This is a genomic window from Parabacteroides sp. TM07-1AC (genome assembly GCF_003480915.1).
In the GTDB taxonomy this organism is placed as follows: domain Bacteria; phylum Bacteroidota; class Bacteroidia; order Bacteroidales; family Tannerellaceae; genus Parabacteroides; species Parabacteroides chongii.
The window spans coordinates 66,348-85,665 of sequence record NZ_QUKD01000003.1 but is presented as its reverse complement, the minus strand read 5'-3'; the positions used below and the strand labels follow the sequence as shown (position 1 = coordinate 85,665).

Below are 19,318 nucleotides of genomic sequence, written 5' to 3'. Positions count from 1 at the left end.
CTTAGAACATCACGATTTCTTCACCTTGGTAGAAGCGCAGCAAACCTGCGTTGAGGATGGCCGTATATTTGGCCTGTAGCGTTTCCTGCTGGGCACTCAGGAGATTGTTTTTCTCGGTGAGCAGTTCTACCGTATTTTTCATGCCGACGTTGAACTGTTCGCTGACAAGGGCGTAGCTGGCTTCTGTGCTTTTCAGCTTCTGTGCTGCAGCTACATATTGCTGTTGGGCGCTGTTGGCTGTCAGCCAGAGGCTTTCAATCGTTTTGTAGAGTGTCTTCTGGTTGTCCATCAGGTCGAGCTCGCTGGTTTGCTTTTGTAGCTTCGCTTTGTTGACAGCTGTCTTTGCCTGTCGTTTGTCGAAGATGGGGATACTCAGGGTCAGGCCCAGGGAGTTGTTCCAGTTCTGTTTGACCTGTTCGCTGAAGCTGAAATCGTTGCCGTTGGCATTGGTCGTTCCGATCCCGGCGCTGAGGCTCAGTGTCGGGATATATCCGGCACGTGCCATCTTGATACTCAGGTCGGAAGACTGGATATTCAATTTCCCGGATTCTATTTCAGGGCGCAGGTTGAGGGCGGTCTGGTAGACATCGTCTTTGCCGGGCAGCGGTATCAATACGCTGCTGTCGTCGAGTTGTGGCATGTAAAGATCCATTTCGAAATCGCCGTCCAGTTCGAGCAGCTGTTTCAGTTGCAGCTTGTAATCCTGCAAAGTCGTTTGCGAGGTGACCAGTTGGTAGTTATTGCTGCTCACCTGTGCTTCGAGTTGGGCGAGGTCGCTGGAGGCGATGCTGCCGGCATTGAACAGTTCCTGTGCACGTTCGTATTCTTTCTGACTGACTTCCAGGGTCGATTCGTTCACTTTGACTGCTTCGGCGGAATAGAGTATCTGTACGTACAGCTGGGTGATGTTTTCCTCGATGGTGTTTTCGCTTTCATCGACGGAGAGTTCGGCGATGCGGCTGTTCAGTTGTTGCTGTTTGACAGTGTTTACCCGTTTGCTGCCGTTGTAAACCGTCCAGTTGGCATCGATGCCGTAACTGCCGTTATAAGAGGTTTTACTTTCGCTGGTGGTGATGTTGTCGCCACTGATGATCGTACCGCTGGCACTGTTCGGGCGGTTCACGATGCGCTGGCTGATATTTCCACTCAGGGAAGGAAGGAAATCCGCCTTTGCCGACTTTACATCTTCTTGCGTGCTCTCGACGCTGATGCGGTTACGGCGGATGGTGATGTTATGCTCCAGGGCATAATCAATGCAATCACGAAGCGTCCACTGCTTCGGCATGTCGTCCTCTGCTTTCATTCCGGCAGGCAGAAGAAGCAGGCAGGATAGGATTATTAGAGAGATCTGTTTCATAATGCTTTCGTTTTGCGACCTAAACAATCTTTTTACCTTTATTTTCTGAAGCAAAACTACTTTGCATTAAATTCCTATACAATTAGAATAGAAATAGGAGGTTGGTTCATAGACGAAAACGGGGATTTTGCCGATAAACGGAATAGAGGGGAACGATAAGGTTTGGTAATTAGAAATGTAATCATAGAAAGGGGACGCAGATCTGCGTCCCCTTTCTATGATTACATTTCTCTTAACCAGATATTGCGGAAGCTGATCGGTTCGCTGGGATCACCGTGGCTCTGCAGGATGATCGGGCCGGCTCCGTGAGGGATCACTTTCGGGAAGCCGATGTATTCGGTTGTTCCGAGGATCGTCGTGTTGTTCTGCAAAACGATGCCGTTTTGGATAACGGTGATGCGGGGCGGCACGCGATAGGTTCCGTCTTCTTTGAAAACAGGAGCGGAATAAATGATATCGTATACATTCCATTCACCCGGTTTGCGCATGGCGTTTGCCAACGGCGGTGTCTGTTTGTAGATACTTCCGGTCTGTCCGTTCACGTATGTTTCGTTGTTGTAGCAATCGAGCACCTGGACTTCATACATTCCTTGCATAAAAATACCGCTATTACCGCGTGCCTGGCTTGTTCCTGTGATGTTTTCCGGAACGCACCATTCGATATGCAGCTGGTAGCTGTCGAATTTCTGTTTGGTTTGGATATCTCCGGCTTTCTTATTCACGGTGAATACGCCATCGTGTACAATCCATTGAGCCGGTTCTCCTTTGGTGTTTTCCCAGGCGGAAAGGTCTTTGCCGTCGAACAGGACGATCGCGTCGGACGGAGCCGAGTTTGTTTTGATATCTCCCGGAGTGACGATCTTGGGTTGCGGTGTCCAGTATTCCGACATGCCCGGAGTCATTTTTTCAGGTTGTGGATACTCTTTCTGTTGCGCACTCATGCTTACACAAGCCGTACAAGCTATGGCTGCCAGTACGGCTTTGCTGGTGAAGTCTCTTTTCTTCATGGTCTAAATTATTTTAGGTTTACATATTTTATGATGCAAATCTACATAATAATTTGCCATGTTGTAACTGCTTTTACCGGAAAATACGTTTAACTGTTGTGATTGAAAAGGCGTTGTTCCGCCAGCTTTTCGTATTTGGTTGCGGGACGGCCATAGTTACAATAAGGATAAATGCTGATTCCGCCGCGTGGGGTGAAAATTCCTGTCACCTCGATATACTTCGGATCCATCAGTTTGATGAGGTCTTTCATGATGATGTTGACACAGTCTTCATGAAAAGCACCGTGGCTGCGAAAACTGAAAAGGTATAACTTCAAACTCTTGCTTTCCACCATTTTCACATCGGGGATATAGTCGATATGGATGGTTGCAAAATCCGGCTGTCCGGTGATCGGGCAAAGGCTGGTGAATTCCGGGCAGTTGAAACGTACCCAGTAGTCGTTGCCTGGATGTTTGTTGGTGAATGCTTCCAGTACTTCGGGGGCATAATCCTGTTTATATTCGGTAGAACCGCCTAACAGGTGCAGTTCGTTTTCTTCTTTTCTTGTATCCATAATCTTATTTCTTCTTCCTGTTTAGGTATTTCTCCAATCCTTCTCTACGCAATTTACAGGCGGGGCAATGACCGCAACCGTCGGCAGGAACACCGTTGTAGCAGGTCAGTGTCTGTGTGCGGACCAGGTCGAATACGCCCAGTTCGTCGGACAACTCCCATACTTCACTCTTGTCACGGTCCATCAGCGGGGTGTGGATGACGAACTGTTCGTCCATAGCTAGATTCAGCGTGACGTTCAGTGAGCGGACAAAGGTGTCGCGACAGTCGGGATATCCGCTGAAGTCAGCTTCCGAGACACCGGTTACCAGGTGGAAAATCCCTTTGCTCCGTGCCATGATGGCAGCGAAAGTCAGGAAAACCATGTTTCTTCCGGGAACGAATGTGTTGGGATAACTGTCTGCCGGCTTATCCTCGTCCATGACGATCGAGGTGTCTGTCAGCGAGTTCGGAGCCAGCTGGCTGATCAACGATACGTCCAGCAGCTGGAACGGAACATGGGCATCGGCTGCGATCTTTCTTGCAATTTCAATCTCCAGGGAATGTTTCTGGCCGTAAGTAAAACAAACGGCTTCTACACGTGTAAAATGCTTCTTTGCCCAGAACAGGCAGGTCGTGGAGTCTTGTCCACCGGAGAAGCATACCAAAGCGGCTTCTTGTTGTTTCATATTTTTCTTGTTTTATACGTGGTTCAGCAAGCACACGGAAAAGGAGACGTTCCTTTTCGCCGCAAAGATACTTTTTTAATTGAAAATTGAGAATTGAAAATTGAAAATAGAGGGGTATAACTAGAACTATTGCACAGAAATGATGTAATTGTGCCGCACATTCTTGTTAAAAGTGTGCAATATTGAAGAAAAGTATTTATCTTTACCGCCGTTTTGTAATAATGAAAAGTAAAACATGAAGAAAAAAGTATTATTAGGTGCGGCATTGATGATGATGCCTCTGCTTTCTTTCGCTGGTGGATTATTGACGAATACCAATCAGCATGCAGCCTTTTTAAGATCACTTTCGCGAGGTGCTGCAATCGATATAGATGGTGCTTTGTCTAACCCAGCGGGCCTTTCTTTCTTGCCGACAGATGGTTTTCGTGTAGGCGTGAGTATTCAGAGTGCTTTCCAAACTAGAAATATCGATGCCTCTTTTGGCACATACAATGGTTTCGATCCGGCCAATCAGAAGCCGACAGTGGGAAACTACAAAAAGTATTACAAAGGAAAAGCGGCTGCTCCTGTGATTCCGAGTGTTTTTGCGGCTTATAAAAAAGGTGACTGGACTATTTCCGGATTCTTTGCCATCACGGGAGGAGGCGGTAAGGCTTCGTTTAACGATGGTCTGCCCATGTTCGAATCGGCTGCTATGGCTGGTATATTCAAGGAAAGTTTGACGAATTATGTGGCGTCAGGCGGTAAAAGTCCCATCGTGACTCCGGATATGTATACTATTAACAGTGCGATGGACGGTAGACAGTATATTTATTCTCTACAACTTGGTTTGGGATACAAAATCACGGATTGGATTTCTGTCTTTGCCGGTGGACGGATGAATTATTTTTCAGGAAACTACGAGGGTTATCTGAATGCGAAACTAAAACAGAATTTAGGCGGATCGGAATTGATGGCGTTAGCTTTGGATTGCGACCAGACGGGTTGGGGACTCACTCCGGTTCTTGGAGTCGATGTCAAATATGGTAAATTCAATTTCGGTGCCAAATATGAGTTCATGACGAACCTGAACATCGAAAACAATACAAAGAAGTTGGATTATCCTGATAGTGCGGAATCTTTGGTTGGTGCTTATAAACATGGTGTGAATACGCCGAACGATATTCCCTCAATGCTTTCTGTAGCTGCCTCTTATCGGTTTTTACCCATGTTAAAAGCATCTGTCGAGTATCACTTCTTCGATGACAAGAAAGCTGGAATGGCCGGTGGAAAGCAGAAAGAGCTCGAAAGAGGTACCAATGAGTATTTGCTGGGCATCGAGTGGGATGTTATCAAGAGATTGACTATTAGCGGTGGTGCTCAGATTACAGATTATGGTTTGTCAGACAAATATCAGAGCGATACCAGTTTCTCCTGCGACTCTTACTCACTGGGCTTCGGAGCTAAGTTGATGTTGAGCGAAAAGATGGCATTGAATGTGGGGTATATGTGGACAAGCTACCGTGATTATACAAAGAAATCGGATGATTACTGTGGCACGGGCCTTCCCGGAACTAACGTATATAGCCGTACCAATAAAGTATTCGGCTTAAGCCTGGATTACGCTTTTTAACCTATACATATATATAATAATCAGAAGAGGAGGGCTTGTCTTGGTGACAGGTCCTCTTTTCTTTTTTTATAAAAGCTTAATAACCTGTTGATTCCAGTTTCATAAGATTTCTCTATTATAAAACAAAAGTTACATAATATATGGAACTTTTGTTTTATAATATATGGAAAACTATTTCCATAATATATGAAACTCTAGTTTCATAATATATAGAACTACTGTTGCATAATATATGCAATTCTTATTACAAGGGAGATAACAGGAAAAGATACTTAGCGGATTGCTATTTTGCGAACAGTTTCGCCGATGCGGACGATGTAGTAACCTTTGGCGATGTCGACAGTATATTCGCCGTCCGGTTGTTTCAGTTTTATTTCTTTGACGCGGATACCTACTACGCTGTATATTTCAAGCTTGCTGCCGACTGGAGCATTTTTAACAACGATCTTGTTGTCGTAGGCACTGATTTCGATAGAGTCGGGTTCTGTTACCTCTGCCTGTTTTACGGCATGCGTAGTAGCGACCGCCTGCTGTGCATTGACAGTGAGCGGGTTACCAGCATAGGTGCTGATCAACAGGATTATGGTAAATAATGTTCTCATATTCAAAACCCTAAATTCGTACAAATGTATGAATAATTTTGAATATGGCGGATATTTGTCGGTTATTATTTGAGAAAAGGGTCTATTATATAGGTAAGACCATTCCTTCGCTTCCTAAAATGGTTCCGGGAAATATCTCCTTTGCTTCTTTATGCAATTCTGCGAGTTCTTCGTAACGGGCAGAATAATGACCGATGACAAGCCGTTTTACTCCTGCCTTTAATGCAATATCTGCTGCTTGGCGGGCGGTTGAATGAAACGTCTCTTTGGCACGTGCTTTGTCACATTCGGCAAAAGTAGCTTCATGGTAAAGGAGGTCTACGCCTTCAATAATCGGAATGACAGACGGATTGTAGGCGGTGTCTGAGCAATAGGCATAGCGTTTGGGCGGTGCTGCCGGGCGCGTCAGCCGGGAACAGGGGATCACTTCTCCTTCCGGGGTGATATAATCTTTTCCCTGTTTGATATCTTTCATGCAGCGTATGGGTACCTGATAGAAATCAGTCATTTCGCGGATGATATGCGCTTCTTTGGGCTTTTCGGCAAACAAGAAACCACAAGTCGGAATCCGGTGCTTCAGGGGAATGGAGTAAACAGACAGAGAACGGTCTTCCATGATCAACGAATGGCTGTAAGTATCTATATGGTTGAAACGGACTTTGTAAGGCATTCCTTTGCAGAATGTATCCAATACAGGACGCATGTAGTTCTCGATCTCTTTGGGGGCATGTATCACCAGTTCTCCGGTACGTCCCAGCATACCCAGCGTGGAAATAAGCCCCGGCAGTCCGAAGCAATGGTCACCGTGCAGATGAGAAATGAAGATATGATTTAACCGGCTGAATTTGATACGCATATGACGCATCTGCACCTGCGTACCTTCACCACAGTCTATCATATATAATTTATCACGTAAATCTACTACCTGAGAAGTTGCCAGATGCCGTGTCGTAGGTAAGGCCGAACCGCATCCCAGAATGTTTAAATTGAAATCTGCCATAAAGGAATCCCTTGGATAATTGTTTGCAAAGATAATACAAAAGCATCTGTGTTCTGTGAAAAATAACAAAAAAAGCGGTCCGATTGTTCCGAAGATGGCTCGGATTACATATATTTGTTTGCTGTCCTTAGGAAGGCAATGTTTAGTAAGTAAAAAAGACTTAAGATATTTTATTCTAAGCCTTAACTAACTTTTTCTTTTTGTTTAAAACGGTTAAATGTAGAAACGGCCAAGCGTGAGCTTCGCCGTTTCCTTTGTTTTAATAGGTATGACTGTCTTTCTCTTCCATTTCTTCCGCATCTATCTTGTGAAGATCCAGAGCCCGCCATGCATAGAATATATAGGCGAGGACAAAAGGCACAAGGATGGATACGTAGCTCATCACTTTCAAGGTGAACTGGCTCGAACAACTGTTCTGCAGGGTTAATGAGCTTTGCAGGTCGGTCAACGACGGATAATAAGCCGTGTTGTTCCATCCGGCGCAGAGCAATAAGGCCAATACGGTCAGAACGGTTCCTGTTCCGGCAAACCAGATTCCTTTTCGCCATGTCTGCGATGCGATCGTCCGGATGATACCGTACAGGACAAGCACCACACCGATAAGCAATACAGCCAATACGGCAGGCATCTCTATCAGATTGATGAAATATTTATAGGGTTGCATAAATATTTCCTGCGTTTCCGGATTTACGGCAAATCCGCTCACCAGCATCAGGCGTACGAGGAAGATCAGGAAGAACACCAGGAACAAGGCTGTTTCCGGTATCAACCGTTTCCGGCAACGACTGACGATGTCTTTATTGTCGATGTTGTTGATGAAATAGAGCAGAGCCTGTACGCGTGCCAGGAAGAATACCGCCAGTCCGAGACATACGTTCCAGAAAACGAAAGCAGCTTCCAGTCCGTGCAGTGAATTGTTCCAGGTAGAAATAACCGGCATGGCTATATCGGTCATCTGTCCTTTGTTGACAGAAAATTCGGCTCCGTTGAAGAAGGTGGCGACTGCTGTACCCAATAGGATCGGGCCGAGTACGCCGTTGATGATCAGGAATGCCTGATATGTTTTCTTGCCTAATAAGTTTCCTTTCTTTGCCTGGTATTCGTAAGATACAGCCTGGATAACGAAGCAGAGCAGGATCAGCATCCACACCCAGTAAGCCCCGCCGAAGCTGGTCGAGTAGAACAGGGGGAAAGAAGCGAAGAACGCCCCTCCGAAAGTAACCAGCGTCGTAAAGGTAAATTCCCATTTACGTCCGGTGGAGTTGATTAACATCTTTTGTTCCAGTTCCGTCTTTCCGATCGAGAAGAGTAACGACTGACCTCCCTGTACAAAAAGCAGGAATACTAACAGTGCTCCCAGCAGGGATACAAGGAACCACCAGTAATGTTGTAATAATATATATGTACTATCCATAGTGTTAATTGAAAATTGAAAGTTGAAAATTGAAAATTAATTATTCGCGGAAAATGGAAAGCTGCAGGCGAAGGTTAATTGTCTCCTTCATTTTCAATTTTCAATTTTCCATTCTCAATTTCCTCCGGCCCTTTCTTGATGGCTTTCACCATAATACCTATTTCGGCGATCAGCAGGATCGTGAAGAGGATCAGGAAGAGGAAGAAAGTAGTCTGCACAGACGAGGTTGCCAGTTTGGAGATAGAAGCACTTGTCGGAAGGATATCCTGTATCGCCCAGGGCTGACGTCCCACTTCGGCAACGATCCATCCGGCCTGTCCTGCAATATATCCCAGCGGGATAGACCACAGGCATACTTTTTGCAGCCAGCGGGCATCCTGGAATTTATCTTTCTTATTCCATACCAGGGCGATGATAAAGAGCAGAATGAAGTAACCGCCCAGGATAACCATGATACGGAATGAATAGAATGTCATGCCGACATGCGGGACCAGGTCGCCCGGATCCTTGATATACCCGTAACCGAAATAAGGGAAGTTCTCTTCCAGCGTAGCCCGGTATTGCTGGGCAGCCGTTTCGTCTTTGTCTTTTTTAGCCTGCCGGTAATTGGCTAATGCCTGGATAGCCAGCTGTCCTTTTGTAATCTTTTCGGCTGCGGAGAGGGCAGGAGTGCCTTCTTTAGTCGTGTAACCGCCTTCGATCAGGTTGACAATGCCTGGAACATAACCGTCCATTTTGCGTTCGGCCAGCAGAGACAGCATTTTCGGGATTTGTATGTTGAATATAAAAGGTTCGATGTTGTCTTTATAACTGGTCTTATCCGGATTCAACACGCCGATCCCAACCAGGCCGACACCATTTCCTCCTTCATAAAGACCTTCCATCGCAGCCAGTTTCATCGGCTGTTTCTGTGCCACCTGATAAGCGGAACCGTCACCTGTCCAGACGATCAGAATAGAAGCGACCAGTCCGAAGATAGCTCCGATCTTAATACTTTCCAGTGCAAAACGTGTATTCCGTTTCTTCAACAGATACCAGCTGCTGATGCCGATAACGAACAGGGCACCCACGATCCAGCCGGATAATACGGTATGGAAGAATTTATTGATGGCAACCGGCGACAAGGCAACCGCCCAAAAGTCGAACATTTCGTTTCGCACCGTGTCCGGGTTGAAATGCATACCTGCCGGATGCTGCATCCATGCGTTGGCGATCAGGATCCATAAAGCGGATAGGGTAGCGCCGATAATAGTCAGCCAGGTAGAAGCCAGGTGGAAACGCTTGCTCACCTTGTCCCAGCCAAAGAACATCACGGCAATGAATGTGGCTTCCATGAAGAAAGCAAGGATACCTTCGATGGCAAGTGGCGCTCCGAAAATATCTCCGACAAACCAGCTGTAGTTCGACCAGTTCGTCCCGAATTCAAATTCGAGGATCAGACCAGTGGCGACACCGATCGCGAAGTTAATACCAAACAGCTTCATCCAGAACTGAGCTGTTTTTTTCCAGAATTCGTCACCTGTTTTGTAATAGATGGTTTCCAGTATTGCCTGGATCACGCCAAGCCCTAAAGTCAGGGGTACAAAAAGCCAGTGATACATAGCCGTAAGAGCGAACTGCGCCCTCGACCAGTCAATCAAAGAAGTGTCAATGCTTTCGATCATAACTATATTAATTAAGGAGTAATTGCTCGATTGATCAATTCACCCGATACGTGTTCTTCTTTTTCGGAATTGCTGTCAAACTGTCCCAGGTAATTAGGAAAGAAAAACAGTTTTAATATAAAAAACATGATAAAAAGCTTGACCAATATAATCAGCCATAGCGTTTTACCCAGCTTCATCTCGCGGAATCCTTCCAGGTAAAATTGGTATATTCGAACAAGTATTGGTTTCTTTTTCATGTTCTTCTCTTCATTAATATAACAGAAATCGGATAAATATGTTTTGTATTAGACAAATATAAAAGAAAAGGCGACTTTTCAAACGCCTAGTCTCATAGATAATATTTATGAAAAAATAGACAATGTCTATAAGGTCTGTTAAAAAAGACTATTTTAAAAAAGAAAGCCGGATATACAGGCTTGTTGTTCTTTTCGCATTGGCTATATTTGCGTCAGTTTGTGTTTTTAAGCTGTGAAATTTGAATCAGAATATTATTATTAAGTGCTAATCTATAAAAAGTTATTACTATGTCAAACATCACAAGAAGATCATTTCTTCAAAGAGGAGCAGCTGCAGCAGCTGCATTGACCATTGTACCGGGCTCCGTTCTAGGAAAAAGTCATGGACATATTGCACCCACAGATAAATTGAACATCGCCGGTGTTGGTATTGGCGGTATGGGTAATGCTAACCTGAAAAACGTTGAAAAGACAGAGAACATCGTGGCTCTGTGCGACGTTGACTGGAAGTATGCAAAACCGGTTTTCGACCGTCATCCGAATGCGAAGAAATATTGGGATTTCCGTAAGATGTACGATGAAATGGGTAAGTCGATCGATGCTGTTATTTGTGCTACAGCCGACCATACTCATGCGATTGTTTCTGCTGATGCCATTACGTTGGGTAAACACGTATATTGCCAGAAACCGTTGACTCACTCTGTTTATGAATCTCGTTTGCTTACCAATTTGGCTAAAGAATATAATGTAGCTACACAGATGGGTAACCAGGGTTCTTCGGATGAAGGAACCGACCTGGTTTGCGAATGGATTTGGAATGGTGAGATCGGCGAAGTGACAAAGGTGGAATGTGCTACCGACCGTCCTATCTGGCCGCAGGGTTTGAATGCTCCTGAAAAAGTAGATAAGATTCCTTCTACGTTGAATTGGGACCTGTTCTCCGGTCCCGCAGAAGTTCGTCCATACAATAAAATTTATCATCCATGGAACTGGCGCGGATGGTGGGCATATGGTACAGGTGCGTTAGGTGATATGGCTTGCCATATTCTGCATCAGCCGTTCAAAGCCCTGAAACTGGGTTATCCTACAAAAGTTCAGGGTTCTTCTACACTGTTGCTGCAGGATTGTGCTCCTACGGCACAACACGTAAAACTGACATTCCCGGCTCGCGACAATATGCCTAAATTAGCTTTGCCGGAAGTTGAGATCCATTGGTATGACGGCGGTATGATGCCGGATAGACCGAAAGGTTTCCCGGAAGGCAAACAACTGATGGGTCCTGGTGGCGGTTTGTGTATTTTCCACGGAACAAAAGATACGTTGATCTGCGGTTGCTACGGACAGCAGCCTTGGTTATTGTCCGGTCGTGTACCAGCTTCGGCTCCGAAAGTTTGCCGTCGTGTACCGAATGCCATGAGCGGTGGTCACGAAATGGATTGGGTTCGCGCTTGTAAGGAAAATGCTTCCAGCCGCGTGAAGACTAAATCTGATTTCTCTGAAGCAGGTCCGTTCAACGAAATGGTTGTAATGGGGGTTTTGGCTATCCGTTTGCAGACGCTGAACAAAGAGTTGCTGTGGGATGGTCCTAGCATGCAGTTCACAAACATCAAGGATGACGAAATGATCAAGATATTGATCAAGGACGACTTTAAGATCGTTGACGGTGACCCGAAATTCAATAAGATTTGGACTGATCCTATCAATGCAAAACAGTTTGCTAACGAACTGATCAAGCATAACTACCGTAATGGTTGGAACTTGCCTGATATGCCTAGATAACAGTTTTAAACTACATAAAAAATGAAGAAGTCAGTATTATTTGCCAGTGCCGCATTGATGATGTGTTATTTCACTTCCTGCGGTGGCGGAAAGAAAACAGAAGATGCTGCCGCCGATGCAGCTGAAACAAAGACTGAGGCTGCCGTGCCCGAATACAAATTATTGGATTTGCCGACAGTAGACTTGTCTAAATTCCCGAAAGATGCCGACGGTTGGATTACTATCTTCGATGGTAAGACACTGAATGGCTGGAGAGGGTATGATCGTACGGACGTACCTAATGCCTGGGAAGTAAATGACGGTGCAATCCATATCAAAGGTTCCGGAGCCGGTGAAGCCGGTGCTAAGGACGGCGGCGACCTGGTTTTCGCTCATAAATTCAAAAACTTCGAATTGGAATGGGAATGGAAAGTGGCTAAAGCTGCTAACTCTGGTGTGTTTATCCTGATCCAGGAAGTAGAAGGACAGCCTTCTTACATCTCTTCTCCTGAATTTCAGATTCTGGACAATGCTAACCACCCGGATGCTAAATTGGGTAAGGACGGTAACCGCCAGTCTGCTTCCCTGTATGATATGATCCCGGCTAAACCGCAGAACTCTAAACCGTTCGGCGAATGGAACAAGTCTAAGATCATGTGTTACAAAGGTACGGTTGTTCATTATCAGAATGACGAACCGGTTGTTGAATATCACTTGTGGACTCAACAGTGGAAAGAAATGCTGGATGCAAGTAAGTTCAGCAAAGACAAGTGGCCGTTGGCTTACGAACTGCTGTTGAACTGTGGCGGACCTAACAAAGAAGGTTTCATCGGTTTGCAGGATCATGGCGACGACGTTTGGTTCCGTAACATCAAGATCAAAGTATTAGACTAATTTCGTAATTTACGGATAACTAACTTATTAATACCCGGAATCGGTAATATGCCCGACTCCGGGTATTTTTTTCAAAAAAGTTTCTTTATCCTGTAACCTTTCCTCCGAAGTGTTAGTCTTATCTGTAAACGAAACAATTAGAAACATTTTAAATATTGAAATTATGGAAGATTGGTTAATTCCTTTGGTTGCAATTCTTTGTGGGGCTGGTCTGCCTATTATATTGCTTATGGTTGTGGTTGTCAGAACTACCCGGCAAAGACATGAAGAGCGTATGGCTATGATTGAAAAAGGCATTGTTCTTGAAGAACCGGAAAGAAGAGCGAATAAGTATGGTGCACTTCGTAATGGCTTATTGATGGTCGGTCTTGCCTTTGGGGCTATACTCGGTGTCTATATGGATGGAACAATGTCGAGCGAGTGGGAAGGTTTCTCTGTCGTTATTTATACAGTGCTCGGCGGTGGAGTAGCTTATTTGGTATACTTCTTTATTGTTCTTAAAATGATGGAAAAAGAGAAAGAACAATAAAACCGGATTGATGGACGAACAAAAGTGGATAAAAAGCATTTTGGCAGGGGATACCAAGAGTTTCTCCTGCCTCGTTGCGAAGTACCAGCAGATGGCATTTACGATTGCCTTCCGCATACTGGAGAATCGCGAGGAGGCAGAAGAAGTCGTGCAGGATGCTTTTGTGAAGATGTATCGTGCGCTTCCGTCTTTCCAGTTTGGCAGTAAGTTCTCTACCTGGTTTTATAAGATTGTTTACAATACCGCGATAACGACGCAAAGGAAGCAATCGGTTTTTGAGAGCTATGATGATGCTATTGCTACCGATCTTACTACCAGCGAAGTGGATAGTGCGACTGCTATCCTGGAGCGGGAAGACCGGAAAGAAATAATTGCCCGCGTACTGAAAAAGCTGCCGGCCGATGAAAGCCTGGTGCTTAATCTCTTTTATCTGGAAGAGTGTTCGATTGCTGACATTGCTCAGATCACAGAAATGACTCCTTCCAATATTAAAGTAAAATTGTTTCGGGGACGTAAGCACTTCTACGAAACATTGCAGTTAATGATGCAGAACGAAACAGCGAATGTGTTATGAATACATCGGATAAAGATATAAACCGCCTGACCAAAAAGATACTGAAAGAGGGTATGGTCGAGCCGTCTCCGGATTTGAGCCTGAAGATCATGGATCTGATCATGCAGGAGGAACCGTTGAAAGTCCCTGAAGTGAAAAAGGTAAAGTTACATTCCGGGATGCCGCCTTTTATGATAGTTGGCATAATTATTGCCTATCTCGTGGTATTCGCCGGATTATTGATGTTTGTCGGACAGCTTCCCGCAGGAAACGCTAGCCATATGCTGGGCGGTCTGAAAGAGAAGCTGCCGTTTATCCTGACGATGGCAGTGATTGCCGGATCGTTAATATTTTATTCGACTTTGGATAAGGTCTTGACGTTGAGGTATTGAAGGCGTTTTATAACGCCTTCACCCGAATATTACTGTAGCTATTTCCATCGAAATAGATGCGTCCCTTGTTTCCGCCATTGATTTCGTAATAATGGTTTACTTTATCTTCTGTCGATTTATTGGTGACATTGAAACCGCTGACATTGTGGTTGCCATATTTCATGCTTTCAGCACTCACCTTGAAAGAGGCACCCGACGAAATGTTCACATTCAGATTGCCGTAACGGGCATCGACATCCAGCTTTTTGAAATTAGAGGAAAGCTCTTTTATCGTTAGTGTGCTGTAAGCCAGTTCGCCGACTACCAGTTCGTCTTTTACCGAGCCGATTGTTGCCTCGCTGTATTTTATCCCCATATCTCCTTTGTCAAGACTTTCAATCTTCACATTGCCATATTTGTTTTCCAAAGTGATCTGCGTACATTTTTTGATACTCAGATTTGAATACTTGTTATCAACTTCCAGCTGACTGGCATTGCCTATAGATGCATTGCCGCAATAACCCAAATACAAGTATGCCTTTGTTATATCGTTGATATCTACATTCCCGTACTTAACTTCCAGATCGAGCGACTTTGTAAAACTACCTGCATTCAGATTACCGTATTTCACTTGTATAGTGCTGTTCCCTTCGTTCTTCTCCGGAAGATTGATGTTCCCGTATTTCTGAGCCAGATTGATAGCCAGCTTGGACGGCATGCTGATAAAATAGTTGATCGTAAAACGTTCATTCCTGTTCCCGTTCCATTTCTGCTCTTTGAGAGAGGTCACGGCTGAAACAGTGTTTCCGCTTTTCTTTATTTCTACCTGTACACGGTCGAGCGTAGCCTGTGCGGCATCGTCACTTTCTGCTTTCGCTTCGATTTCGACACGGATAGAGACCTCGTTCTTGTTCCAGTGAGTGATCGTCGTATTGCCGTAACGGTTGTCCGTTGTCAGTAAATCGCTGAGGCTCACGTCATATGAACGGTTGATCTCTTTCTTTTTTATACTCTCGGGTTTGGCAGCCCAGCCGATGGCTGTACTTGCGATTAGCAACACGGCCAGAAGCAATAAAGAACGGCTTTTTGTTTGTTTTGTATTCATGATTTGTTTCTATTTATTTGTTATCATTCTCGTTTGTCACTCGTTCCATCTGTTTCAACATGATGTTCAGACTTTCCACACTCGCGCTGTAATGCTGGTTCATGGCAAACAGACCGTCGCTGGAGCAGGGCAGGGTCGGGAGGATCGTCTCCTCGAACATGTAGTTGTCTTTCAGGATCCTTTTGCTCTCCTGCAGCAGGTCGGCTGCTCCCGTCGTTTTATCCTGTTTGTATAACGTCTCCATTTGTGCCATGATATCGTTTATCTGCATCTTGTAATACATCTGCAGTTCGTTGAACTCCTTTTGCTCGCTGCACTGCTTTTGTACGGAGGCCTTTTGGTCGTTCGACGGAACCGGTGTCCCGCCCGGCATCCGGAACAGGAAAAGCAGGGCGATAGAAGCTGCAGCAGCAAAAGCACATAAGCTGTAGAGCTTGAAATGCCCTTTGCGCGGTGCGTTCGGCAGTTTCTTTTCGAAGCGATCGAAGTGACCTTCCGGCAGAAGGTCATCTTCAAAAGCTTCTTTATTGGTGTCTATGAAATTCTTTAATTTGTCCATGTCAATTAACTGCTATAATGTCTAACAATTTGCGCTTCGCCCGCAGATACTGGCTGCGTACGCTTGGCGGCTGAATGTGCAGGATAGAGGCAATCTCTTCCATATCATATCCCTCAAAGAGGTAAAGCGAGAGGATCACACGATAACCGGCGGGCAGTTTTTGGGTTGCCTCTTTGACCAGCTTCACCGAATATTGTATTTCCTCCTCGTCCGGTCCGTCCGATTCCGGTGCGGCATAGTTGTCCGACAACTCTTCCCATTCAGGGTTCTGACGGCGTACGTAATCGATCGCCGTATGGACGGCTATCCGGTGGATCCATGCTTCGAAACATTGGTCGTCCTTATATTGGTCGATGCGGGTGAAGATTTTCAGGAAGGCATCCTGCATGGCTTCTTCCGCTTCGCCGCTGTTTCCGACAATACGCAGGCAAGCTATGTACAATCGCTGGGCGAATTGTTTGTACAAGGCCAGTTGCGCATCTCGTTTTCCTTTGCGGCAACCCTCTATCAGTTGTACTGTTGTTTCGTTCATTTGTTTATATAAACGAGAGCAAGCGGCCGACCGTTGCATCTACGCTACGAATTTATGCAAAAAAAGAAAGGCATCATCACGATGCCTCTCTCCCTGAACTAAATGATAAAAATAAAAGTTATGTGGGAAGGTTTAATTTGTCGAATGAAAATTCTCTTCTCCCATCATAGGTGCCTTACCTGCGGGAGAACCGGATTTGTACTTGAGCTCAATCGTCTTGTCACCTTCATACGATTTGTACTTGATCTTCATTGTCACTGTCTCACCGTTCGTTTCCGGCAGGTTGTTCAGTCTGAATGAGGCAAGTCCCCATCCCTTTCCGCCTGACAGATTATCGTATGCATTATGACGGAACTCCAGTTCGTATGTGTCCGTATTATCCATCTTTACCAGGTTGAGGAAGTGTTTGGTATATCCGTCGAAATATGATTCGAACTGGAAATTAATATAACCGTCCTCAATCCAGACAGACTTCATCCACACCGGATCATTGCCGTAATATTCATCATTCTTCTCACCCAGGTCGGCAACGATCGATTTTGTCAACACACTGTCGATTCTGTTTACACGGATAGCGTAATCGTATCCCTTAATACCGCCGCTGGTAGAATCACCCAGTAGCGTAAAGTTTATAAAAACACGTCTTTCCTTATCTACTCCAAAATATGGAGTTGCGCCGGCTGCCGGCCAGAAAGTCGTGGAGTCATCCCACTGCAGGTAATATGTATTACCTCCCAACGGCTTTATTGTCGCTACTCCAACACTGTATTTGTCAAGAGAATAATCGTCATCATCCAAACAAGAATACAAGGAGGTGGAGAGCAGAATAGTTCCCAAAACCAGTATAAAAGTTTTCAACGTCTTCATCACATTCATATCACTAAAAATTGTCTATTTCCCATTCTACTAGGGTAGATGTGGAAAATGCGGAAAACGCTGCAACAGAAGATGATAAAAGATGTTAATGTCCTAATGACCGGTAAATAAGTTCGGCAGTACGTTGTGAAGCGCCCGGTTTTCCGAGCAGGCAGATGATCTCGTCGTACCCGTCGAGCATCTGTTGGCGATAGGCGGTATCGTGTAGTATTTTACCCAGTTCGTCGCGTATCTGCTGATAGGAGAAACGCGCGCCGAAAAGTTCCTGTACGACTTCGCGTCCGGCAATCAGGTTGACCAGCGAAATGTATTTGGTATGAAAGAAGTTACGGAAGATGAAACTTGCCAAACGACCGGCAGCCACGTAATAGCAGACTACTTGGGGAACGCGGAAGAGCGAAGTCTCCAGGGTTGCCGTACCGGATGTGACCAATGCGACACGGCTGTGTTGCAACAGGTCGTAAGTTTTGCCGAAAACGATCCGGGCAGGATGGTTGCCTATGTATTGTTTGTAATAGTCCGGTTCCAGCCCGGGAGCTCCGGCTATGACCGGCTGATAGTCGGGATAAGCGGCGGCAACCTCCAGCATCGTCGGGAGATTGTCTTTAATCTCCTGGCGACGGCTTCCGGCAAGAAGGGCGAGGATCGGTTTGTCCGCCAGTCCTTCGTCCGCGATGAAAGTATCGGCTCCGGAGACCTGCTTTTCCTTGTATTGGGCAACCGAATCGACGGAAGGATTGCCTACATAGTCGACCGAATAATTAAGTTTGCGGAAAAACTCCGTTTCGAAAGGCAGGATACAGAACATTCGGTCCACATAGCGGCGGAAGTCTTTGATACGGTATTGCTTCCATGCCCATATCTTCGGCGAGATATAATAGTAGACAGGCAGGTGCAGCACGGTCTTTACGAATTTGGCTATCTTCAGATTGAATCCGGGGTAATCGATCAGGATCACTACGTCCGGCTGATATCGGCGAATATCTTCCTGGCAGGTTTTCATGTTATTCAGGATCGTACGCAGGTTAAGCAGTACGGGGATAAAGCCCATAAATGCCATTTCCCTGTAATGTTTCACCAATGTGCCGCCCACAGCCTGCATCAGGTCTCCCCCGAAGAAACGGAAATCCGCTTCGGGGTCTTTCTCTTTTAATGCCGCCATCAGGTTCGACGCATGTAAGTCGCCCGAAGCTTCGCCTGCTATCAGAAAGTATTTCATATTATCACATTGGCATATTGTAATGATTTTTTATCCACTCATAGTCTGTAACATCCAGTTTGCAGGGCACGAGTGAAGCGTATCCGCTGTCGAGTGCCAGCGTGTCATTGTCCGGATGGATCGGTTTGGCATTCTCAAAAGAGCCTGTCAGCCAAAATACAGGTTTACCGGCTCCGTTTTCCGACCGTTTGTATTCTTTCACCCATTTTCCGGCAGCCTGGCGGCATACTTTTATGCCTTTTACTGTCTCCACTTTCGGCACATTCAGATTCAGATATGTTCCGGCAGGCAATCCTTCTTTCAGTATGCGGCGTGCCATCATACGTGCCAGGCGGCAGCATTCCGAAAAGTCTGCATCCGGTTCATGGTCAAGCAATGAAACGCCTATCGAAGGTACACCGAATACGCAACCTTCTGCAGCAGCTCCCAGCGTTCCTGAATAGAGTACGGCTATCGCCATATTTCCTCCGTGATTGATACCGGAGACAAGCAGGTCCGGCTTGCGGTCGAGTACTTCGTTGATGGACAGTTTTACGCAGTCGACTGGTGTTCCTGTACATTTATATACAGTCAGTCCGTTTTCTTTCTTCACCAGGCTGTATCTGATCGGATTTTCAGCTGTAATCGCACTACTCATGCCCGAACGGGGTCCGTCGGGAGCAAATACAACCAAGTCGCCCAAGTCTCTCAGGCATTCTGTCAACTCTTTGATACCTTTGGCTTCTACGCCATCATCATTTGTAATCAGAATAAGCGGTCTATCGTTCATCGCATACATTTTTATAATTCCTCCTACAAATGTAACT

21 protein-coding genes are annotated in these 19,318 nt (G+C 45.6%); 6 read left to right on the top strand and 15 right to left on the bottom strand.

Going from position 1 to position 19,318, the window contains the following annotated elements; all coding sequences use genetic code 11:
* Position 1: 1 nt before the first annotated feature.
* The 4 genes from DXD68_RS08175 to queC all read right to left on the bottom strand — a co-directional run bounded on the left by DXD68_RS08175 (position 2) and on the right by queC (position 3,585).
* Positions 2 to 1,357: a TolC family protein gene (locus DXD68_RS08175; protein ID WP_122361166.1), complete on the bottom strand. Its 1,356-nt coding sequence runs from the start codon at positions 1,355 to 1,357 to the stop codon at positions 2 to 4.
* 221 nt (positions 1,358 to 1,578) lie between these two features.
* Positions 1,579 to 2,364: a DUF1080 domain-containing protein gene (locus tag DXD68_RS08170; protein WP_122361165.1), complete on the bottom strand. Its 786-nt coding sequence runs from the start codon at positions 2,362 to 2,364 to the stop codon at positions 1,579 to 1,581.
* A gap of 89 nt (positions 2,365 to 2,453) precedes the next feature.
* Positions 2,454 to 2,918, bottom strand: coding sequence for a preQ(1) synthase (gene queF, locus DXD68_RS08165; RefSeq protein WP_122361164.1), 465 nt, complete (start codon positions 2,916 to 2,918; stop codon positions 2,454 to 2,456).
* Between the two features lie 4 nt (positions 2,919 to 2,922).
* Positions 2,923 to 3,585, bottom strand: a complete 663-nt coding sequence (queC, locus tag DXD68_RS08160; protein WP_122361163.1) for a 7-cyano-7-deazaguanine synthase QueC — start codon at positions 3,583 to 3,585, stop codon at positions 2,923 to 2,925.
* Between the two features lie 235 nt (positions 3,586 to 3,820).
* Between queC and DXD68_RS08155 the strand changes: the two genes are divergently transcribed.
* On the top strand, positions 3,821 to 5,197 hold the full coding sequence (locus DXD68_RS08155) for an OmpP1/FadL family transporter (RefSeq protein ID WP_122361162.1): 1,377 nt from the start codon (positions 3,821 to 3,823) through the stop codon (positions 5,195 to 5,197).
* Between the two features lie 272 nt (positions 5,198 to 5,469).
* Here the strand turns inward: DXD68_RS08155 and DXD68_RS08150 are convergent, their stop codons facing one another.
* From DXD68_RS08150 to DXD68_RS08130, 5 genes are all read right to left on the bottom strand, one after another.
* Positions 5,470 to 5,799 carry a T9SS type A sorting domain-containing protein gene (locus DXD68_RS08150; protein ID WP_122361161.1) on the bottom strand — a complete coding sequence of 110 codons (330 nt, stop codon included), beginning with the start codon at positions 5,797 to 5,799 and terminating at the stop codon, positions 5,470 to 5,472.
* Between the two features lie 85 nt (positions 5,800 to 5,884).
* Positions 5,885 to 6,799 carry a ribonuclease Z gene (locus DXD68_RS08145; RefSeq protein WP_122361160.1) on the bottom strand — a complete coding sequence of 305 codons (915 nt, stop codon included), beginning with the start codon at positions 6,797 to 6,799 and terminating at the stop codon, positions 5,885 to 5,887.
* Between the two features lie 259 nt (positions 6,800 to 7,058).
* On the bottom strand, positions 7,059 to 8,213 hold the full coding sequence (locus DXD68_RS08140) for a cytochrome d ubiquinol oxidase subunit II (protein WP_122361159.1): 1,155 nt from the start codon (positions 8,211 to 8,213) through the stop codon (positions 7,059 to 7,061).
* Between the two features lie 74 nt (positions 8,214 to 8,287).
* Positions 8,288 to 9,877, bottom strand: coding sequence for a cytochrome ubiquinol oxidase subunit I (locus DXD68_RS08135; protein ID WP_122361158.1), 1,590 nt, complete (start codon positions 9,875 to 9,877; stop codon positions 8,288 to 8,290).
* Between the two features lie 11 nt (positions 9,878 to 9,888).
* On the bottom strand, positions 9,889 to 10,116 hold the full coding sequence (locus tag DXD68_RS08130) for a DUF4492 domain-containing protein (RefSeq protein ID WP_122352010.1): 228 nt from the start codon (positions 10,114 to 10,116) through the stop codon (positions 9,889 to 9,891).
* Between the two features lie 288 nt (positions 10,117 to 10,404).
* Between DXD68_RS08130 and DXD68_RS08125 the strand changes: the two genes are divergently transcribed.
* The 5 genes from DXD68_RS08125 (at position 10,405) to DXD68_RS08105 (ending at position 14,242) form a co-directional block, all read left to right on the top strand.
* Positions 10,405 to 11,895 (top strand): Gfo/Idh/MocA family protein, encoded by a 1,491-nt coding sequence (locus DXD68_RS08125; RefSeq protein ID WP_122361157.1) that lies wholly within the window; start codon positions 10,405 to 10,407, stop codon positions 11,893 to 11,895.
* 21 nt (positions 11,896 to 11,916) lie between these two features.
* A complete protein-coding gene (locus DXD68_RS08120) occupies positions 11,917 to 12,768 on the top strand; it encodes a DUF1080 domain-containing protein (protein ID WP_122361156.1) in 852 nt (283 codons plus the stop codon).
* A 163-nt stretch (positions 12,769 to 12,931) separates the two neighbouring features.
* Positions 12,932 to 13,297 (top strand): DUF6249 domain-containing protein, encoded by a 366-nt coding sequence (locus DXD68_RS08115; RefSeq protein ID WP_122361155.1) that lies wholly within the window; start codon positions 12,932 to 12,934, stop codon positions 13,295 to 13,297.
* Between the two features lie 10 nt (positions 13,298 to 13,307).
* Complete coding sequence (locus DXD68_RS08110; protein ID WP_122361154.1) at positions 13,308 to 13,871, top strand: RNA polymerase sigma factor; 564 nt, start codon at positions 13,308 to 13,310, stop codon at positions 13,869 to 13,871.
* The gene (locus tag DXD68_RS08105) at positions 13,868 to 14,242 is read left to right on the top strand and encodes a hypothetical protein (RefSeq protein WP_122361153.1); all 375 of its coding nucleotides are present in this window, start codon (positions 13,868 to 13,870) and stop codon (positions 14,240 to 14,242) included. Before DXD68_RS08110 ends, DXD68_RS08105 begins: the two co-directional genes overlap by 4 nt.
* Positions 14,243 to 14,249: 7 nt before the next feature.
* On the opposite strand, the gene DXD68_RS08100 is transcribed toward DXD68_RS08105, so the two are convergent.
* The 6 genes from DXD68_RS08100 to surE form a co-directional block, all read right to left on the bottom strand.
* Positions 14,250 to 15,326, bottom strand: a complete 1,077-nt coding sequence (locus tag DXD68_RS08100) for a hypothetical protein (protein ID WP_122361152.1) — start codon at positions 15,324 to 15,326, stop codon at positions 14,250 to 14,252.
* 13 nt (positions 15,327 to 15,339) lie between these two features.
* Positions 15,340 to 15,885 (bottom strand): hypothetical protein, encoded by a 546-nt coding sequence (locus tag DXD68_RS08095; RefSeq protein ID WP_122361151.1) that lies wholly within the window; start codon positions 15,883 to 15,885, stop codon positions 15,340 to 15,342.
* Between the two features lies 1 nt (position 15,886).
* A complete protein-coding gene (locus DXD68_RS08090) occupies positions 15,887 to 16,456 on the bottom strand; it encodes an RNA polymerase sigma factor (protein WP_410510713.1) in 570 nt (189 codons plus the stop codon).
* Between the two features lie 93 nt (positions 16,457 to 16,549).
* The gene (locus DXD68_RS08085; RefSeq protein WP_122361149.1) at positions 16,550 to 17,293 is read right to left on the bottom strand and encodes a NigD-like protein; all 744 of its coding nucleotides are present in this window, start codon (positions 17,291 to 17,293) and stop codon (positions 16,550 to 16,552) included.
* Positions 17,294 to 17,378: 85 nt separating this feature from the next.
* Positions 17,379 to 18,512, bottom strand: coding sequence for a lipid-A-disaccharide synthase (gene lpxB / locus DXD68_RS08080; protein ID WP_122361148.1), 1,134 nt, complete (start codon positions 18,510 to 18,512; stop codon positions 17,379 to 17,381).
* Positions 18,513 to 18,516: 4 nt separating this feature from the next.
* Positions 18,517 to 19,281 (bottom strand): 5'/3'-nucleotidase SurE, encoded by a 765-nt coding sequence (surE, locus tag DXD68_RS08075; RefSeq protein WP_122361446.1) that lies wholly within the window; start codon positions 19,279 to 19,281, stop codon positions 18,517 to 18,519.
* Between the last annotated feature and the right edge of the window lie 37 nt (positions 19,282 to 19,318).